Here is a 12,539-nt window from a genome sequence, read left to right as displayed (position 1 = left end):
GACTGTTATACATCTTTAATACTTTATAGTCTTTTTAATGCACCTTCTATTATGTCAGCACATTTTTTTGTACTCTTTCTAATATCTGATTCCCAAAAACGAAGTACTGTCCACCCTTCTTCTTCCAAAAAGGAAACAACCTCTTTGTCCCGTTCAATATTTCGTGTAATTTTTTTCACCCAATATTCTGTATTAGTTTTTGGAATATACTTTTTTTCCATTAAATATTTTCCATGCCAAAACTCAGAATCTGTAAAAACTGCCAGTTTTTTACCCTTGAAAACGATATCAGGTTTGCCAAAAACATCTTTTACATTTTTGCGATAACGCAATCCTCTCTTCCAGAGCTCTTTTCTGAGAAGAATTTCAATAGATGTATCTTTTGATTTTATACGGCGCATATTTTCTGAACGGCTAATAGGTTTCTTATTTTTCATACTTTAATTGTATCAAAATATAACACTACTCATTTAAGAAAATCCTCAAGCTGCTTTATTTTAGAATCTGTATCTGCCGTCCACTCTCTAAGTGGTTTTTGTCCTTGGGGTACAGCAGTATGAGGTTGTATATACACAAAGGCTCTCACCGTACCTCTATGCGTCTTTACAAGGATCTTTTTTCTCTCGTAGTATTCAGGATACCCTTCAAATCTATCCAGCTTCTCTAAAAGCTCTTTTCGGTGAAGCTCATAAAGTTCTCCATGTATCCTTATCTGTGGTACCGGGATTAAATAGGGATAGTTCCCGAAGCTGTCTTCGAACATCCCGAACTTACTTATGGTAATAGCTTTTCCAACCCTTTTGGCATGTTTACTTAACAGATGATGGTTGTCAAAACCTTTTTTGAGAGAGCCGTAAACAAAAAGCATTTCCCTAAAAGGCTTTATGCGCTTAAATTCTCCTCGCCCAGTGATTGTAATAATCCCTCTATCGTGGAGGCGGTGCAGTATCTTTCTAAGGGTATCTGTTGAAACATCTTTTGTTTTCACCCTGGAAAAAGGCACTATAGTATTTATAGAAAGTCTATTTATTTTTCGCTCAATCTTCTCTATGTACTTGTTTATAGTGCTTTCTCCTTTATAGTATCGTGACAATATTATAGCATTTTTTTATAATTTTGTCACGATATATTCCAAAACTAGATTCTGAGGCTGCAAAAGCTTGTTTTTTCATGATATATCAAAGAAGTGTTACTTTTCGTAAAAAGGTCAAAAAAGAGCCTCTTCTTTTTTTCATAGCAGTAGATATTTTTCTCTGTCAACTGTTGTCAAATTGTGTCAATTCATACTTTTTCATTTTTGACAAAAAACAATCTTTGGAGAATAATCTTAGTAATGATTTTTCGTGTGATTTTCAATAATACGGAAAGAAGTAGCAAGCCAAAGATGCACCTGAATTGATACCTCAATCATCTTTGACTTACGTTGAAAGAAGTATAGCAAAAAAATACTTCTTAATCAACACCTTGTCACTGTTAAGTTCTACTTCATCAAAATTCCAAAAAAATTACATAACACCCTCCGGGGGTTCAGCCTTATCCGGATCTAAGTCAAAGATATGATCCGGGCTGGCATTGTGAGCGTGAAAGCGTTCTAGAGTTGATAGCACATACGCCGTGTTTTCAGCCGAGTCTATCAGGGGACTCTTTTGGGTTACCAGAATGTAATAGCTTAACACAGATTGAAACGCATCCCATCAAAAAGCCGACTCAAGACCTCTCAAGAGGCGAAAGCCCTCTCTAATCAAACCGGAACACCTGAACTAAGAGACCTGTAAAGGATAAGGAGTTGTATATCAGCTATCGATCGATATACATCTGATGATAACCGACATGTGACGGATCGTTCAATCAGTGTTTTGAGCCCTGTGTTTCTACATAGGGCTCAAGTGCTCTTCAAATTTCACTCGATGCTCTGGATTGTACTTTGGTGTGGGGAATATGTGGGGAGAATGAGAATAGTAAAATCGTTGAAATGCTCTCAAGTTACGCTGTCTTGGGACTTAGTTTGGATTGTTTAAAATGTATGGCCGGGAGAGGGGGATTCGAACCCCCGGAGGTATTACCCTCACCGGTTTTCAAGACCGGCACATTCAACCGCTCTGACATCTCCCGACAGTATGTAGAAATAGAATTCTATCCAAAAAAGATAAAACCTGGATTTAATGGAGGAACCAGCCGGACTCGAACCGGCGAATAGCAGCTTTGCAGGCTGCGGCCTTACCAACTTGGCGATGGTTCCATTAAATATAAGTGGTACCCGGAGCCGGACTTGAACCGGCACGGTCACAATGACCGGGGGATTTTAAGTCCCCTGTGTCTACCATTCCACCACCCGGGCATTGTAGGTACCATGTTTATTAAATATTTAGTTTTTATTTTTTATGGAGCGGGCGAACGGGATCGAACCGTCGACCCTAACCTTGGCAAGGTTATGCTCTACCGCTGAGCTACGCCCGCGCATCCATACCATTAAAGAGTTTTACCCTGAAATTGGAGTGAGATTATAGCTAAAAAAGTTTTTAAAGTAAAGAGGAAGTAGGATTTTTGAATATAAAAGTGCTATAATCTCTTAAAATAAAAATAATTAATTTCTCAATACTGAGAAATATAAAAGGGATTTGTCCCTTTTGAAGGAGAACTGTATGATGAGAAGTGACGAGATAAAAAAAGGGTACAATCGTGCTCCACATAGAAGTCTACTGCGTGCCACCGGACTCAAAGATGAAGATTTTGATAAGCCGTTCATTGGTGTTGCCAATTCTTTTATTGAATTGATCCCTGGGCACTATTTTCTGAATAAAGTAGCCGAGGTTATTAAAAATGAAATCCGTGCCAATGGGTGTGTCCCTTTTGAGTTCAATACCATCGGTGTGGATGACGGGATCGCTATGGGGCATGACGGGATGCTTTATTCTTTGCCGAGCCGTGAGATCATCGCCAATTCTATAGAAACGGTGATGAATGCGCATAAACTCGATGCAATGATCGCTATCCCCAATTGTGACAAGATCGTTCCGGGGATGATCATGGGAGCGCTGCGTGTAGATGTACCTACAGTATTTGTCTCAGGCGGGCCGATGGCTGCCGGACATATGGATGACGGTACACCTATCGACCTTGCTACTGTCTTTGAAGGGGTAGGGGAGTACGAAGCGGGAGAGATCACAGAGGAAACGCTCGCGGAAATGGAATGCAATGCCTGCCCGAGCGGCGGATCGTGTTCGGGAATGTTTACGGCGAACTCCATGAATACGCTCATGGAAGCGATGGGGATTGCTCTGCCGGGTAACGGTACGATCCTTGCTTTGACCCCGGAGAGAACGGAACTTTACAAGAAAGCGGCAAGACGCATCTGTGAAATTGCAAAATCCGAAGCGGCAGAGCGTGAAAAATTCCGTATGAGAAATATTCTGAATGAAAATGCTGTAAGAAACGCTTTTGCTGTGGATATGGCGATGGGAGGAAGCTCCAACACGGTACTTCATATGCTTGCCATTGCCAAAGAGGCCGAAGTGGACTTCAATCTTGAAGATATCAATATGATCAGTAAACGTGTTTCTCATATCGCCAAGATCTCTCCATCACTGACAACCGTTCATATGGAAGATATCAATACAGCCGGCGGCGTCAGTTCCGTGATGCACGAAATGCATAAACGCGGAGATGATATTCTAATAGACAACCCTACCATAACGGGGGAGAGCCTTTATGAGCGCATTAAAGATGCCAGGATCCTCGATACGAATATTATCCATACGATAGACAACCCTTTCTCTGAAGTAGGAGGTTTGGCGATCCTTTACGGAAACCTTGCAGAACAGGGTGCGGTTATCAAAACAGCAGGGATCACGGGGGACAGAGCCTTTACAGGGACAGCCGTCTGTTTTGATTCGCAGGATGAAGCTATTGAAGGTATTTTGAGCGGTAAAGTTAAAGCCGGGAACGTAGTGGTCATTCGCTATGAGGGCCCCAAAGGCGGACCGGGTATGCAGGAGATGCTCAGTCCTACCAGCCTCATCATGGGTATGGGTCTAGGCGATAAAGTTGCACTGATCACCGATGGTAGATTCTCGGGAGCAACCAGAGGAGCAAGTATCGGTCATGTGAGTCCTGAAGCGGCAGAAGGTGGTTTGATCGGCCTGCTTGAAGACGGTGATGAAATTCATCTCGATGTAGACAATTATATCCTGGAAGCAAAACTTACGTTTGAAGAGATCGCAGAGAGGAAAGACAAATTCAAACCAGTCGTTAAACCGCTCAAGAGCAAGTGGCTCAGACAGTACAGAGCATTGGTGACCAATGCCAGCAATGGAGCGGTTCTCGAAGCGGAATAAAAAAAGGGGGATTCCGGATCAAGTCCGGAATGACGTAGTTAGGGAACTGTCAGGGTTTGACAGTTTATTTCTTCAGTGGTGTAACATACATATTGATATAGCGGCCTTCCTGCTTGGCAGGAGATTCAAGCTGTGCGATATCTTCAAGCATCGGCCAGACGCGGTTGAGCACTTCGACACCCCATTCAGGGTTTGCCATTTCCCTTCCTCTAAGGAAGACTCTCAGTTTGACATGTTTCCCTTTTTCAAGGAACTCACGTGCATGTTTCACTTTGTATGCAATGTCATTGTCCGCGATCTTGCAGGAGAACTTTACCTCTTTGACCTCGATCTTCTTCTGGTTCTTGCGCGCCTCTTTTTTCTTCTTTTCGAGCTGGTATTTGTGCTTACCGTAGTCCATTACTTTGGCAACAGGCGGTTTGGCATCAGGTGATACAAGTACCAGATCCAAACCTTTGTCTTCCGCGATCTTCAGTGCTTCGTCCCTGGAAATGATACCGTACTGTTCACCGTCATCTCCCAACACTCTCAGTTCGCTCGCTCTGATGGCATCATTCATAATAGTGCTGTCAGCTTTCTTTCTACCCCTGTTGTTTCTGTCGTTTTGTCTACTCAAATTTTTCCTTCTTGAAGTTGTTTGGTTAATTCTACCATAAATTCGTCTTGTGTAAGATTATACTGTTCGCGGGTCCTTCTGTTCCTAATGGCCACGGTATTGTTCTGTACCTCTTCATCACCGATGATCACAACATACGGAACACGCTGCTTTTCAGCCGTTCTGATACGCTTGTTGAGTGAGTCGTTCTTGTCGGACACTTCGGAGTCGATCCCTTCAAGCATCAGCTTTTTCTTAAGCCCGTAGGCATAACCGGCATGGCCTTCGCTGATAGGAACGAAGATGACCTGAGTCGGTGCGATGAAGAAAGGGAACTCTCCTGCATAGTGCTCTGTCAGGATACCGATGAAGCGCTCGAACGATCCGAGGATCGCACGGTGGAGCATTACCGGGCGTTTACGGCTGTTGTCTTCTGCAACATACTCCACGTCGAAACGTTCGGGCAGGTTGAAGTCGACCTGAATAGTCCCGCACTGCCATTTTCTACCGATCGCATCGGTGATCTTAATGTCGATCTTCGGCCCGTAGAACGCTCCGCCACCCTCGTCGATGGTGTAGGGAAGGTCATTGCCCTTGAGCGCGTCTTTCAGCCCCTGCGTTGCCGTTTCCCACACCTCATCGTCACCGATGGCCTTTTCCGGTTTGGTGGAAATTTCCATTGTATATTCGAATTCAAAGAGTTTCATAACAGAGTCTACGAATTCCACTACCTCGAGAACTTCCGAAGCGATCTGCTCCGGTGCACAGAAGATATGTGCGTCATCCTGGGTGAATTCCCTTACACGCAGCAGTCCGTGGAGTACACCCGACTTCTCATGTCGGTGTACCACACCGTACTCATAATATTTTACCGGCAGGTCACGGTAGCTTTTCTGTGTCTGTTTGAAGATCTGGATATGCCCGATACAGTTCATCGGCTTGATGCCGTACTCCTGACCGTCGATCTCTGTAAGATACATATTCTCGCCGTAGCAGGCATAGTGCCCGGAAGTCCGCCACATGTCGGCTTTGAGGATCTCTGGACCGCGTACAGGTTCGTAATCTCTTACCAGGTGAGCCTTGTGAAGTATCTGCTCAAGTTTATAGCGGAGCTTGGCTCCCTGGGGCATCCAGAAAGGCAGGCCTGCACCGGATTCTTCGTTGAACATGAAGAGTTCCATCTCCGTACCGATCTTTCTGTGGTCGCGCTTCTTGGCCTCTTCCATCATTTTGAGGTAACTCTTCAGCGACTCTTTATCTGCAAAAGCGATACCATAGATACGGGTAAGCATCTCCGCATTCTCGTCACCGCCGAGATAGGCACCTGCCACCCTTGTCAGTTTGAAATTGTGCAGAAATCTGAGAGCGGGTACGTGAGGCCCTCTACAGAGGTCTTCGAAATCACCCTGTTTGTAGATGGAAACGGTCTCGTCTGGTATTCGTGAAAGTACCGCCTGCTTGAGGTCGTCATTGGCGAACTTTTTCAGTGCTTCGTCCTTACTGATCTCATATTTTTCGATCTTGTATTTCTTCTTGATGAGCTCTTTCATCTTCTTTTCGATTGTTTTAAGGTCTTCTTCACCGATCTTCTCATTGACCCTGAAGTCGTAATAGAATCCCTCGTCCACGACCGGCCCGACAAAGAACTGTGCATCAGGGTAGAGCTCTTTGATCGCTTGTGCCATGAGGTGCGCGGTGGAGTGCCTGATGATCTCCAGTGATTTCTCCGAATTATCAAATTCTATCGGTCTCGCCGTACAGTTCTCTCCTGCACTCTGTGTGTCTATGATGTTACCCTGGTCGTCTATGTAACCAATTAGATTTTCACTCACAATAACCCTTTTCTGTCATATGCGACCAGTCTGATCATGCTGAAATGCATAGAATGGCCGTGTTAAAAATGGGCATATTATACCAAAATTAACTTGCATTCCCACGATAAAAGAGATGGTGAATGTTTTGTTTCTCTTTGACCGCATGCATGGCTTCATCGGCACATTTACCGATAGCCATTTCATTTTGACCATCTTCAGGATAGAGTGCTATACCGATATTGGGTTCAATATGGACATTTCTGCCGTTGACCTTGTGTGTAGAAATAATAGCATTCTCAAGTTTCTGCAGATATTTTCGGAGGAAAGCACGTGGTTTTTTACTGATAATAGCAAATTCGCTACCACTCAGTCTGACAAAGAGATCATCTTGATCAAGAATCTTGTTGATCTTATCTACTATATCCTGTAGGAGCGTTTCGTTAACATTCTCCTCTTTTTTTCCGTCAAAGTTTTGCTGCAGTGAAATGAAAAGAAGGCTAAATGTTGCTTTTTCTTTCACAAGCTCTTTGAGGGTATTTTTGTAAGTATCTCTGTTTTCTATACCAGTGAGTTCTATATTTATATTCTCTTCGAGTTGGTCCACATAAGCGATCTTCTCTTCAGCTTCATTGAGTTTTTTATCCAGTCTGAGTTGCGTTTTGATATAGAAAAGCGGTACAAGCAGTGTGGTGATACCAAAAGCCACAATGATATCATATTGTCCCTTCCAGTAGGAGGAAAAGGTTACGAGATAGGCCAATGAGGCTATGGCAATCACGGCACCGCTGACATAGTAGTTCAGACCGTAGCTTACACTGCTCTGCATAACAATAATCGCATAGAGTGGCAGAAGATAGATGCCGTTCTCTCCCAGTGCATCTATAAAGAATGTCAGTATGAAAAAGTCCATCAAAAGAAGAAGATTTTTCCTGATAATAACAAAACGATCTGGCATATAAGTGATTAGTGCATGGTAGGCCAAAGAAATAATCATTAGTGTACCAAGAACCAGTTGTAGGAGCTGTATCTTTGGTATGAAATTTGGACTGATAAAAAAACTTAAAAAGGTCAATACCAACAGAACACTCATTCTCATCATACTATAGAAGTGTTCTTCCTGATACTCCAGTTGTGATTCCAGTTGTGATTCCGGCATATATATCTCCCTTTTTGGCAATAGATTATAATTCTACCATATAATTTTAATAGTTATCCGATAATGATTGTCCCAAATCGCGAAATAGAAATTCACCACTCTTCACAATCATCGCATTCATGGGCTTCGCTTCCTGCTCATCACCGCACCTACGGGTACGCCTCAAACATGAAAACAAACCCCATGGACACGAGCATGGCAAAGATTACAAGAATTCTATTTCGAGATTTGGGATTGTTTTGGAAAAGTGAAGTAGGAATTTGATTCGCCAATTCAACCAAAAGTGCAATTTCTGAGAGAGTTACGTGAAAGAGAGGGTTAACCGATCATAGGTTATCCTTTTTTCACCACAAATCCAGGAAAGCACTATGAAATACAAACAATTAACCCTCAAAGAACGATACCATATTTCGATTTTATTGGGGAGAGGATACAAACAAAAAGAAATTGCGGAACATATCGGAGTTCATCCTTCAACGATAAATAGTCAACCCTGAAAAATCTACTTCTCAGACAGACCAACTATTCTATACCATCAATTCTACCACAACCTGTAAAGTATCAGATAAAGATCAGCATATTTTCGTCTTTCTTCGGCTCTGATATGCAGCATAAAGTAAATGACATATGCAATTTTGACTAAAAAAAGCACCACCGAGAAGTTATTCATCCACTTCTTGAGATTGAATGCCGTTGCAGCCAGTAAAAGGTTGATCTGATCTTCCACAAATCCTTTCAAATAGTTCCTTTGCAACCTATGGTCTGATTTTATGTGACCAATGATGGGTTCAATGGCAGCCCGTCTTCTGAACTTCTTTCGTTTTTGTTCTTTCTGGTATTTGGTATCCCTTTTAAGGGGTGTACCCGGAATGCAGATTTTTGTACCGTCTACCTCTTTTGATTGATCACTTTTGTATAGAGATCAAATGCTTCTTTATGTTTTTCAAGTTATGCTTCATCGAGGTTTCTTGAAATATCCCTGATAAGAATACCAACAATGGTTCCAAGTTTTTTCATGGCAGCTCTGGCTTTCTTGATCTTCTTTGGATGTCTGAAAAATCTAAGGGAAATCCTGTGACCTTTGATCTCTTTGACATAGGTTCTTCTTAATTGTATGCATTCTTCTTTTGCAATGTTGTGTAAATGATGGATCATCTTGATAGCCAGTTTACCATCTGTGGGGTATGTAATATTCTTTTCCTGTACAGTGGTATCGATGATGACCTGTTTCTCCTGGGCATCTTTACCATGAAGTGCAACACTCATTGCAAAGATTGACTCTACCCCTTCTGTTCCGATACGCTGACGGAACTTGACAAGTTCTGTTGCATCACAAGGCAGTGCCGGAACATATTCTGTCATACCGCAGAAGTATTGGTAGTAAGGGTTACGTTTCCATTGTAGAACCACATTCTCATCAGAGAGATTCTCCAACTGTTTTAACAGCAGCAGTCCGACCATCAGGCGGATCGGCTTTGCCGGTCTGCCTTCATCACTGTAGTATTTGGCAAAGGACTCATCGAAGAATTCCCAGTTTATGGTATCTGCAAGGGCAATGAGAGGATCATTGCTGTCAAGCATATCTCGAAGCTGTGAATGAAAAAGATTGGGTTGTGTATTTTTTGGAGTTTGTGGAAGCAATTTTAACACCTGTTTCGACCAGGAAGTGACCTGTTTTTACTATGTTTATTGGTTGAAATTATACCCTTTTATCGCTTCCAAAGTGCCTGTTTTAAGGAGGTGTTTGGGTTTTTAAGGGGTGACTAAGTAGAGAGATCAGAAGAAACTGGGATAAGCATTCCAACAGATATGAATATTCTACAGCACATTTGAATACCAGACAGAGGCATCAGTTCAAACCAAAGTATACAGTTATTAATCAAGGTGTAGAAAAATATATTCGAACCAAGCTCAAAGTAGGATGGTCTCCCGAGCAGATCGCAGGGAGAATGAAACATGATGGTATTGGCACCATTCCCCATGAAACGATCTATCAATTCATTTACCGAGACAAAGCCCATAAAGGCAGACTCTACAAATACCTCAGACACAAGAACAAGAAGTATCATAAACGATCCGGAAATTATCAGCGCAGGGGCATGATCATTGACCGTACCATGATTGACAAACGTCCAAAGATCGTTGAGAAGAAGAAACGTATAGGAGACCTTGAGATCGATACGGTTATCGGTAAAGACCATATTGGTGCTTTGGTGACAGTGGTTGATAGAAAGTCAAAGTTCACTCTGATAAAGAAAGTTTCATTTAAGCATACCCAGATAGTAACCCATGCGCTCATTGAGATGCTTGAACCCATCAAATCGATTGTAAAAACAATTACATCAGACAATGGAAAAGAATTCGCCTACCACAAAGAAGTATCTGAAGTACTTGATACAGATTTCTATTTCGCCAATCCATATCACTCATGAGAAAGAGGCTTGAATGAACATACAAATGGTTTGATAAGACAGTACATTCCTAAGAAGAGTGACTTTACGCAGATATCTAAGGAGGAAATCATTACCATACAAGAGAAGCTGAATCACAGGCCGCAAAAAGTACTGAACTACAGAACACCGTATGAAGTATTTTTCGAAGAATTTGCTAAGGAATTAACTGCCTGATTGAGGTGGAATTGCACTTATGATTTAATGGGTGGATGATAAATATGCTTTAAATCCCATATTTAAGGGGCTTTGTTAGGTTTTACTGGATTGGGTTAAATTGTGGAGTGGTGATCACGATTACTCTCGAATGAGCCTATTTTATGGGGTCATAAAGGCATAGTCTTTAAAGTTATCCCTAAAACTATCCCTAAAATCTAAAGGTAAGTGCTGTCTTGGTGCTGACTATTTACCAGTTTTCAGCTACCCGGTTTATGCCTCTCATATTTTCCCAATTTTTTTGTTAGATTTTTTATTGTGCCACAGATTGGCTTTATGATAATTTGCTACATAGTCATGCAATCTCGTGCCAACTTTAGTTAGGTCGATATTTGTTAGCAGATCACAGAAACTCTCTTGCAACTTATTTAGGGGGTATGGCTATAAAATAAATCCTTTGCCGGTTCTATTAGCTCTATTACTGCATCACATAGATGTTCTATCTCATCCTGGGTCAACGCAACATGCTCATTGTATTGGTTCCCTATCGCACTGTATTTCACCGCTTTGAGTGCTGCTGTAGCCTGTTCAAGCTTTTGCACCCTTTTCCAAAACTCGTTATGCTCTATTTCCATGATCTCTGTTTTCATCTTCTACCCTTTCATATTTTTTGTGTGTTGAGGTCAAACGACCTCATATCTTACACCGCCCACCTTGAGCGTGAGCAGCGTTTCCAAGTTCACCATACGATAGCCATTTGCTACCATATCCCACACGGTGATTAAGCTGTTCTTTTCACTTGCACCATTGTTACCTCCTTTCAAGTCTTTTTGAACCCCTAATCGGGCTAACATCATTCTAAGCGTTCCGTCTTTCTTTGTGAACTGCACCGCGAATATTTTACCGTTCGTGTCGTTGATGATCTTCAATACTTTAAACCGTGATACCTGCATTATGCTACCTCTCTTATGTCATACGCTTCTATCTCATCATCCAACATCATTAACGTGTCATTCATAAAGCTATTGGCTTCCTCTTCACTCATGCTGTTTAGTATGGCTTGTAGCAGCAATGTTTTACCGTACGCATCGCCTGTGTTTTCAATTCCATTGTCTAATGCGATTAAGTCTAACTTTTTCATCTTATGCCTTTTTACATCTTTATGATGTTTAATATTAGTAATTATACATCATATAAATATAAAAGTCAAGTGATAATGTATTATTTAGATGTTTTTATGTAAAATATTACATCATAAAGATATAAATATAAGGTTATTAATGAATAAGGAACAATTAACAAGTATGCTTAAAGGCATAGGATTAAGCAAAAAGGATTTTGCAGAATTAGCAAATATTAGTTACAACACTGTGAACAATTGGAATGATGATAATAAGCCTATCCCATCATGGGTGGAGTCGTGGCTTGATCTATACATAGACAATAAAGAGTGCAAAGAGTTGAAGCAGCTATTGCAAGAAACAGTGTGTCAAAAATAGGGTAGACCTTTTACACTTTGGGAAAACTTTAAAAATAGAGGTACTTTGGGGTTAGCACCCCCCGTTTATGCGCAAATATCACAGCAGAACCTATCGATTTTATTCACAGCAGCCTTTAGTGAAACCTATTTTAGGTTTTTTGAAATTGGTACGCACAAAATCAAGGCTGGGGCATCGGTGTACGGCTATGAGGATTGTAGAGATGTGAACGCCCCCGTTACTTGTCTGAAATATCATCCACCTCATCCAATGCTTTATCCAACCACTCCGGTATCTCTATGGTTTCTCCTGCCTTGAGCTTTGCCCTAACGATCTTCTGTGCTCTCTTAGCACTCGCTAAAGCCTCGTTAACGGCTTCTTTTGGCATATCTGACATAGATACTGTCTTTGTAATGCTTTTGCCTTTATCATCCATCGTAAAACCTCCTGTATTAAGATGAAACACCATTATATCTTTTTAATACCCTTTGGGTTATATGATTGGCCATTTCCTTACTGTTTTCTTTAGTGTCTGCATGGTGTGAAAAAACTCTTT

Annotated in this window: 15 protein-coding genes, 4 tRNA genes and 1 pseudogene; 5 read left to right on the top strand and 15 right to left on the bottom strand. The window is 41.6% G+C overall.

All coding sequences use genetic code 11. The features are described 5' to 3' along the window. Nucleotides 1-23: 23 nt before the first annotated feature. The 6 genes from SUN_RS12670 to SUN_RS12645 form a co-directional block, all read right to left on the bottom strand. Nucleotides 24-437 (bottom strand): very short patch repair endonuclease, encoded by a 414-nt coding sequence (locus SUN_RS12670; RefSeq protein ID WP_012084207.1) that lies wholly within the window; start codon nucleotides 435-437, stop codon nucleotides 24-26. 29 nt (nucleotides 438-466) lie between these two features. Beyond that, entirely contained in the window at nucleotides 467-1,093 is a 627-nt protein-coding gene (locus SUN_RS13545; protein ID WP_148154717.1) for a gamma-glutamylcyclotransferase family protein, read from the bottom strand. A gap of 931 nt (nucleotides 1,094-2,024) precedes the next feature. Further along, nucleotides 2,025-2,112, bottom strand: a tRNA-Ser gene (locus SUN_RS12660). Nucleotides 2,113-2,163: 51 nt separating this feature from the next. Next, nucleotides 2,164-2,239 (bottom strand) — tRNA-Cys (locus tag SUN_RS12655). 12 nt (nucleotides 2,240-2,251) lie between these two features. Further along, nucleotides 2,252-2,338: transfer RNA gene (locus SUN_RS12650), tRNA-Leu, on the bottom strand. A 44-nt stretch (nucleotides 2,339-2,382) separates the two neighbouring features. Further along, a tRNA-Gly gene (locus tag SUN_RS12645) sits at nucleotides 2,383-2,457 on the bottom strand. Between the two features lie 188 nt (nucleotides 2,458-2,645). Here SUN_RS12645 and ilvD point away from each other — a divergent pair. Continuing rightward, on the top strand, nucleotides 2,646-4,334 hold the full coding sequence (ilvD, locus tag SUN_RS12640) for a dihydroxy-acid dehydratase (protein WP_041673146.1): 1,689 nt from the start codon (nucleotides 2,646-2,648) through the stop codon (nucleotides 4,332-4,334). A gap of 64 nt (nucleotides 4,335-4,398) precedes the next feature. Here the strand turns inward: ilvD and infC are convergent, their stop codons facing one another. The 3 genes from infC to SUN_RS12625 all read right to left on the bottom strand — a co-directional run bounded on the left by infC (nucleotide 4,399) and on the right by SUN_RS12625 (nucleotide 7,899). After that, the gene (infC, locus tag SUN_RS12635; protein WP_041673145.1) at nucleotides 4,399-4,893 is read right to left on the bottom strand and encodes a translation initiation factor IF-3; all 495 of its coding nucleotides are present in this window, start codon (nucleotides 4,891-4,893) and stop codon (nucleotides 4,399-4,401) included. Nucleotides 4,894-4,946: 53 nt separating this feature from the next. Then, complete coding sequence (thrS, locus tag SUN_RS12630) at nucleotides 4,947-6,761, bottom strand: threonine--tRNA ligase (RefSeq protein ID WP_012084203.1); 1,815 nt, start codon at nucleotides 6,759-6,761, stop codon at nucleotides 4,947-4,949. 88 nt (nucleotides 6,762-6,849) lie between these two features. Then, a complete protein-coding gene (locus SUN_RS12625) occupies nucleotides 6,850-7,899 on the bottom strand; it encodes a GGDEF domain-containing protein (RefSeq protein ID WP_012084202.1) in 1,050 nt (349 codons plus the stop codon). A gap of 368 nt (nucleotides 7,900-8,267) precedes the next feature. Here SUN_RS12625 and SUN_RS13420 point away from each other — a divergent pair, with 368 nt between their 5' ends. Further along, on the top strand, nucleotides 8,268-8,396 hold the full coding sequence (locus SUN_RS13420) for a helix-turn-helix domain-containing protein (protein ID WP_083760495.1): 129 nt from the start codon (nucleotides 8,268-8,270) through the stop codon (nucleotides 8,394-8,396). 170 nt (nucleotides 8,397-8,566) lie between these two features. Here SUN_RS13420 and SUN_RS13835 read toward each other — a convergent pair. Together SUN_RS13835 and SUN_RS12620 are read right to left on the bottom strand one after the other, a co-directional pair. Further along, a pseudogene (locus tag SUN_RS13835) lies at nucleotides 8,567-8,728 on the bottom strand (transposase); the annotation flags it as partial. A gap of 119 nt (nucleotides 8,729-8,847) precedes the next feature. Further along, on the bottom strand, nucleotides 8,848-9,540 hold the full coding sequence (locus SUN_RS12620; RefSeq protein ID WP_050748034.1) for a transposase: 693 nt from the start codon (nucleotides 9,538-9,540) through the stop codon (nucleotides 8,848-8,850). Nucleotides 9,541-9,674: 134 nt separating this feature from the next. On the opposite strand from SUN_RS12620, the gene SUN_RS13285 reads away from it, so the two are divergent. Further along, the gene (locus SUN_RS13285; RefSeq protein WP_232501365.1) at nucleotides 9,675-10,331 is read left to right on the top strand and encodes an IS30 family transposase; all 657 of its coding nucleotides are present in this window, start codon (nucleotides 9,675-9,677) and stop codon (nucleotides 10,329-10,331) included. Nucleotides 10,332-10,340: 9 nt separating this feature from the next. Beyond that, the gene (locus SUN_RS13830; RefSeq protein WP_041672797.1) at nucleotides 10,341-10,526 is read left to right on the top strand and encodes a hypothetical protein; all 186 of its coding nucleotides are present in this window, start codon (nucleotides 10,341-10,343) and stop codon (nucleotides 10,524-10,526) included. Nucleotides 10,527-10,933: 407 nt separating this feature from the next. On the opposite strand, the gene SUN_RS12605 is transcribed toward SUN_RS13830, so the two are convergent. Genes SUN_RS12605 through SUN_RS12595 form a run of 3 tightly spaced genes read right to left on the bottom strand, consistent with a single transcriptional unit; the run spans nucleotide 10,934 to nucleotide 11,646 of the window. Beyond that, nucleotides 10,934-11,155 carry a hypothetical protein gene (locus SUN_RS12605; protein ID WP_012084201.1) on the bottom strand — a complete coding sequence of 74 codons (222 nt, stop codon included), beginning with the start codon at nucleotides 11,153-11,155 and terminating at the stop codon, nucleotides 10,934-10,936. A 33-nt stretch (nucleotides 11,156-11,188) separates the two neighbouring features. Beyond that, nucleotides 11,189-11,458, bottom strand: coding sequence for an SH3 beta-barrel fold-containing protein (locus tag SUN_RS12600; protein ID WP_012084200.1), 270 nt, complete (start codon nucleotides 11,456-11,458; stop codon nucleotides 11,189-11,191). Next, on the bottom strand, nucleotides 11,458-11,646 hold the full coding sequence (locus tag SUN_RS12595; protein ID WP_012084199.1) for a hypothetical protein: 189 nt from the start codon (nucleotides 11,644-11,646) through the stop codon (nucleotides 11,458-11,460). Before SUN_RS12595 ends, SUN_RS12600 begins: the two co-directional genes overlap by 1 nt. A gap of 139 nt (nucleotides 11,647-11,785) precedes the next feature. On the opposite strand from SUN_RS12595, the gene SUN_RS12590 reads away from it, so the two are divergent. Beyond that, nucleotides 11,786-12,004, top strand: a complete 219-nt coding sequence (locus tag SUN_RS12590) for a helix-turn-helix transcriptional regulator (protein ID WP_012084198.1) — start codon at nucleotides 11,786-11,788, stop codon at nucleotides 12,002-12,004. A 217-nt stretch (nucleotides 12,005-12,221) separates the two neighbouring features. Here the strand turns inward: SUN_RS12590 and SUN_RS12585 are convergent, their stop codons facing one another. Next, nucleotides 12,222-12,419, bottom strand: coding sequence for a hypothetical protein (locus SUN_RS12585; protein ID WP_041672796.1), 198 nt, complete (start codon nucleotides 12,417-12,419; stop codon nucleotides 12,222-12,224). Between the last annotated feature and the right edge of the window lie 120 nt (nucleotides 12,420-12,539).

This window comes from Sulfurovum sp. NBC37-1, assembly GCF_000010345.1.
Lineage (GTDB): Bacteria > Campylobacterota > Campylobacteria > Campylobacterales > Sulfurovaceae > Sulfurovum.
This window is presented reverse-complemented; position numbering and strand designations above follow the sequence as displayed.

Coding starts and splice junctions, on each gene's coding strand:
- SUN_RS12595 (WP_012084199.1), bottom strand. CDS start 11,646: ATGAAAAAGTTAGACTTAATCGCATTAGACAATGGAATTGAAAACACA.
- SUN_RS12590 (WP_012084198.1), top strand. CDS start 11,786: ATGAATAAGGAACAATTAACAAGTATGCTTAAAGGCATAGGATTAAGC.
- SUN_RS12600 (WP_012084200.1), bottom strand. CDS start 11,458: ATGCAGGTATCACGGTTTAAAGTATTGAAGATCATCAACGACACGAAC.
- SUN_RS13420 (WP_083760495.1), top strand. CDS start 8,268: ATGAAATACAAACAATTAACCCTCAAAGAACGATACCATATTTCGATT.
- SUN_RS12670 (WP_012084207.1), bottom strand. CDS start 437: ATGAAAAATAAGAAACCTATTAGCCGTTCAGAAAATATGCGCCGTATA.
- ilvD (WP_041673146.1), top strand. CDS start 2,646: ATGAGAAGTGACGAGATAAAAAAAGGGTACAATCGTGCTCCACATAGA.
- SUN_RS12625 (WP_012084202.1), bottom strand. CDS start 7,899: ATGCCGGAATCACAACTGGAATCACAACTGGAGTATCAGGAAGAACAC.
- SUN_RS12585 (WP_041672796.1), bottom strand. CDS start 12,419: ATGGATGATAAAGGCAAAAGCATTACAAAGACAGTATCTATGTCAGAT.
- infC (WP_041673145.1), bottom strand. CDS start 4,893: ATGAATGATGCCATCAGAGCGAGCGAACTGAGAGTGTTGGGAGATGAC.
- SUN_RS12605 (WP_012084201.1), bottom strand. CDS start 11,155: ATGAAAACAGAGATCATGGAAATAGAGCATAACGAGTTTTGGAAAAGG.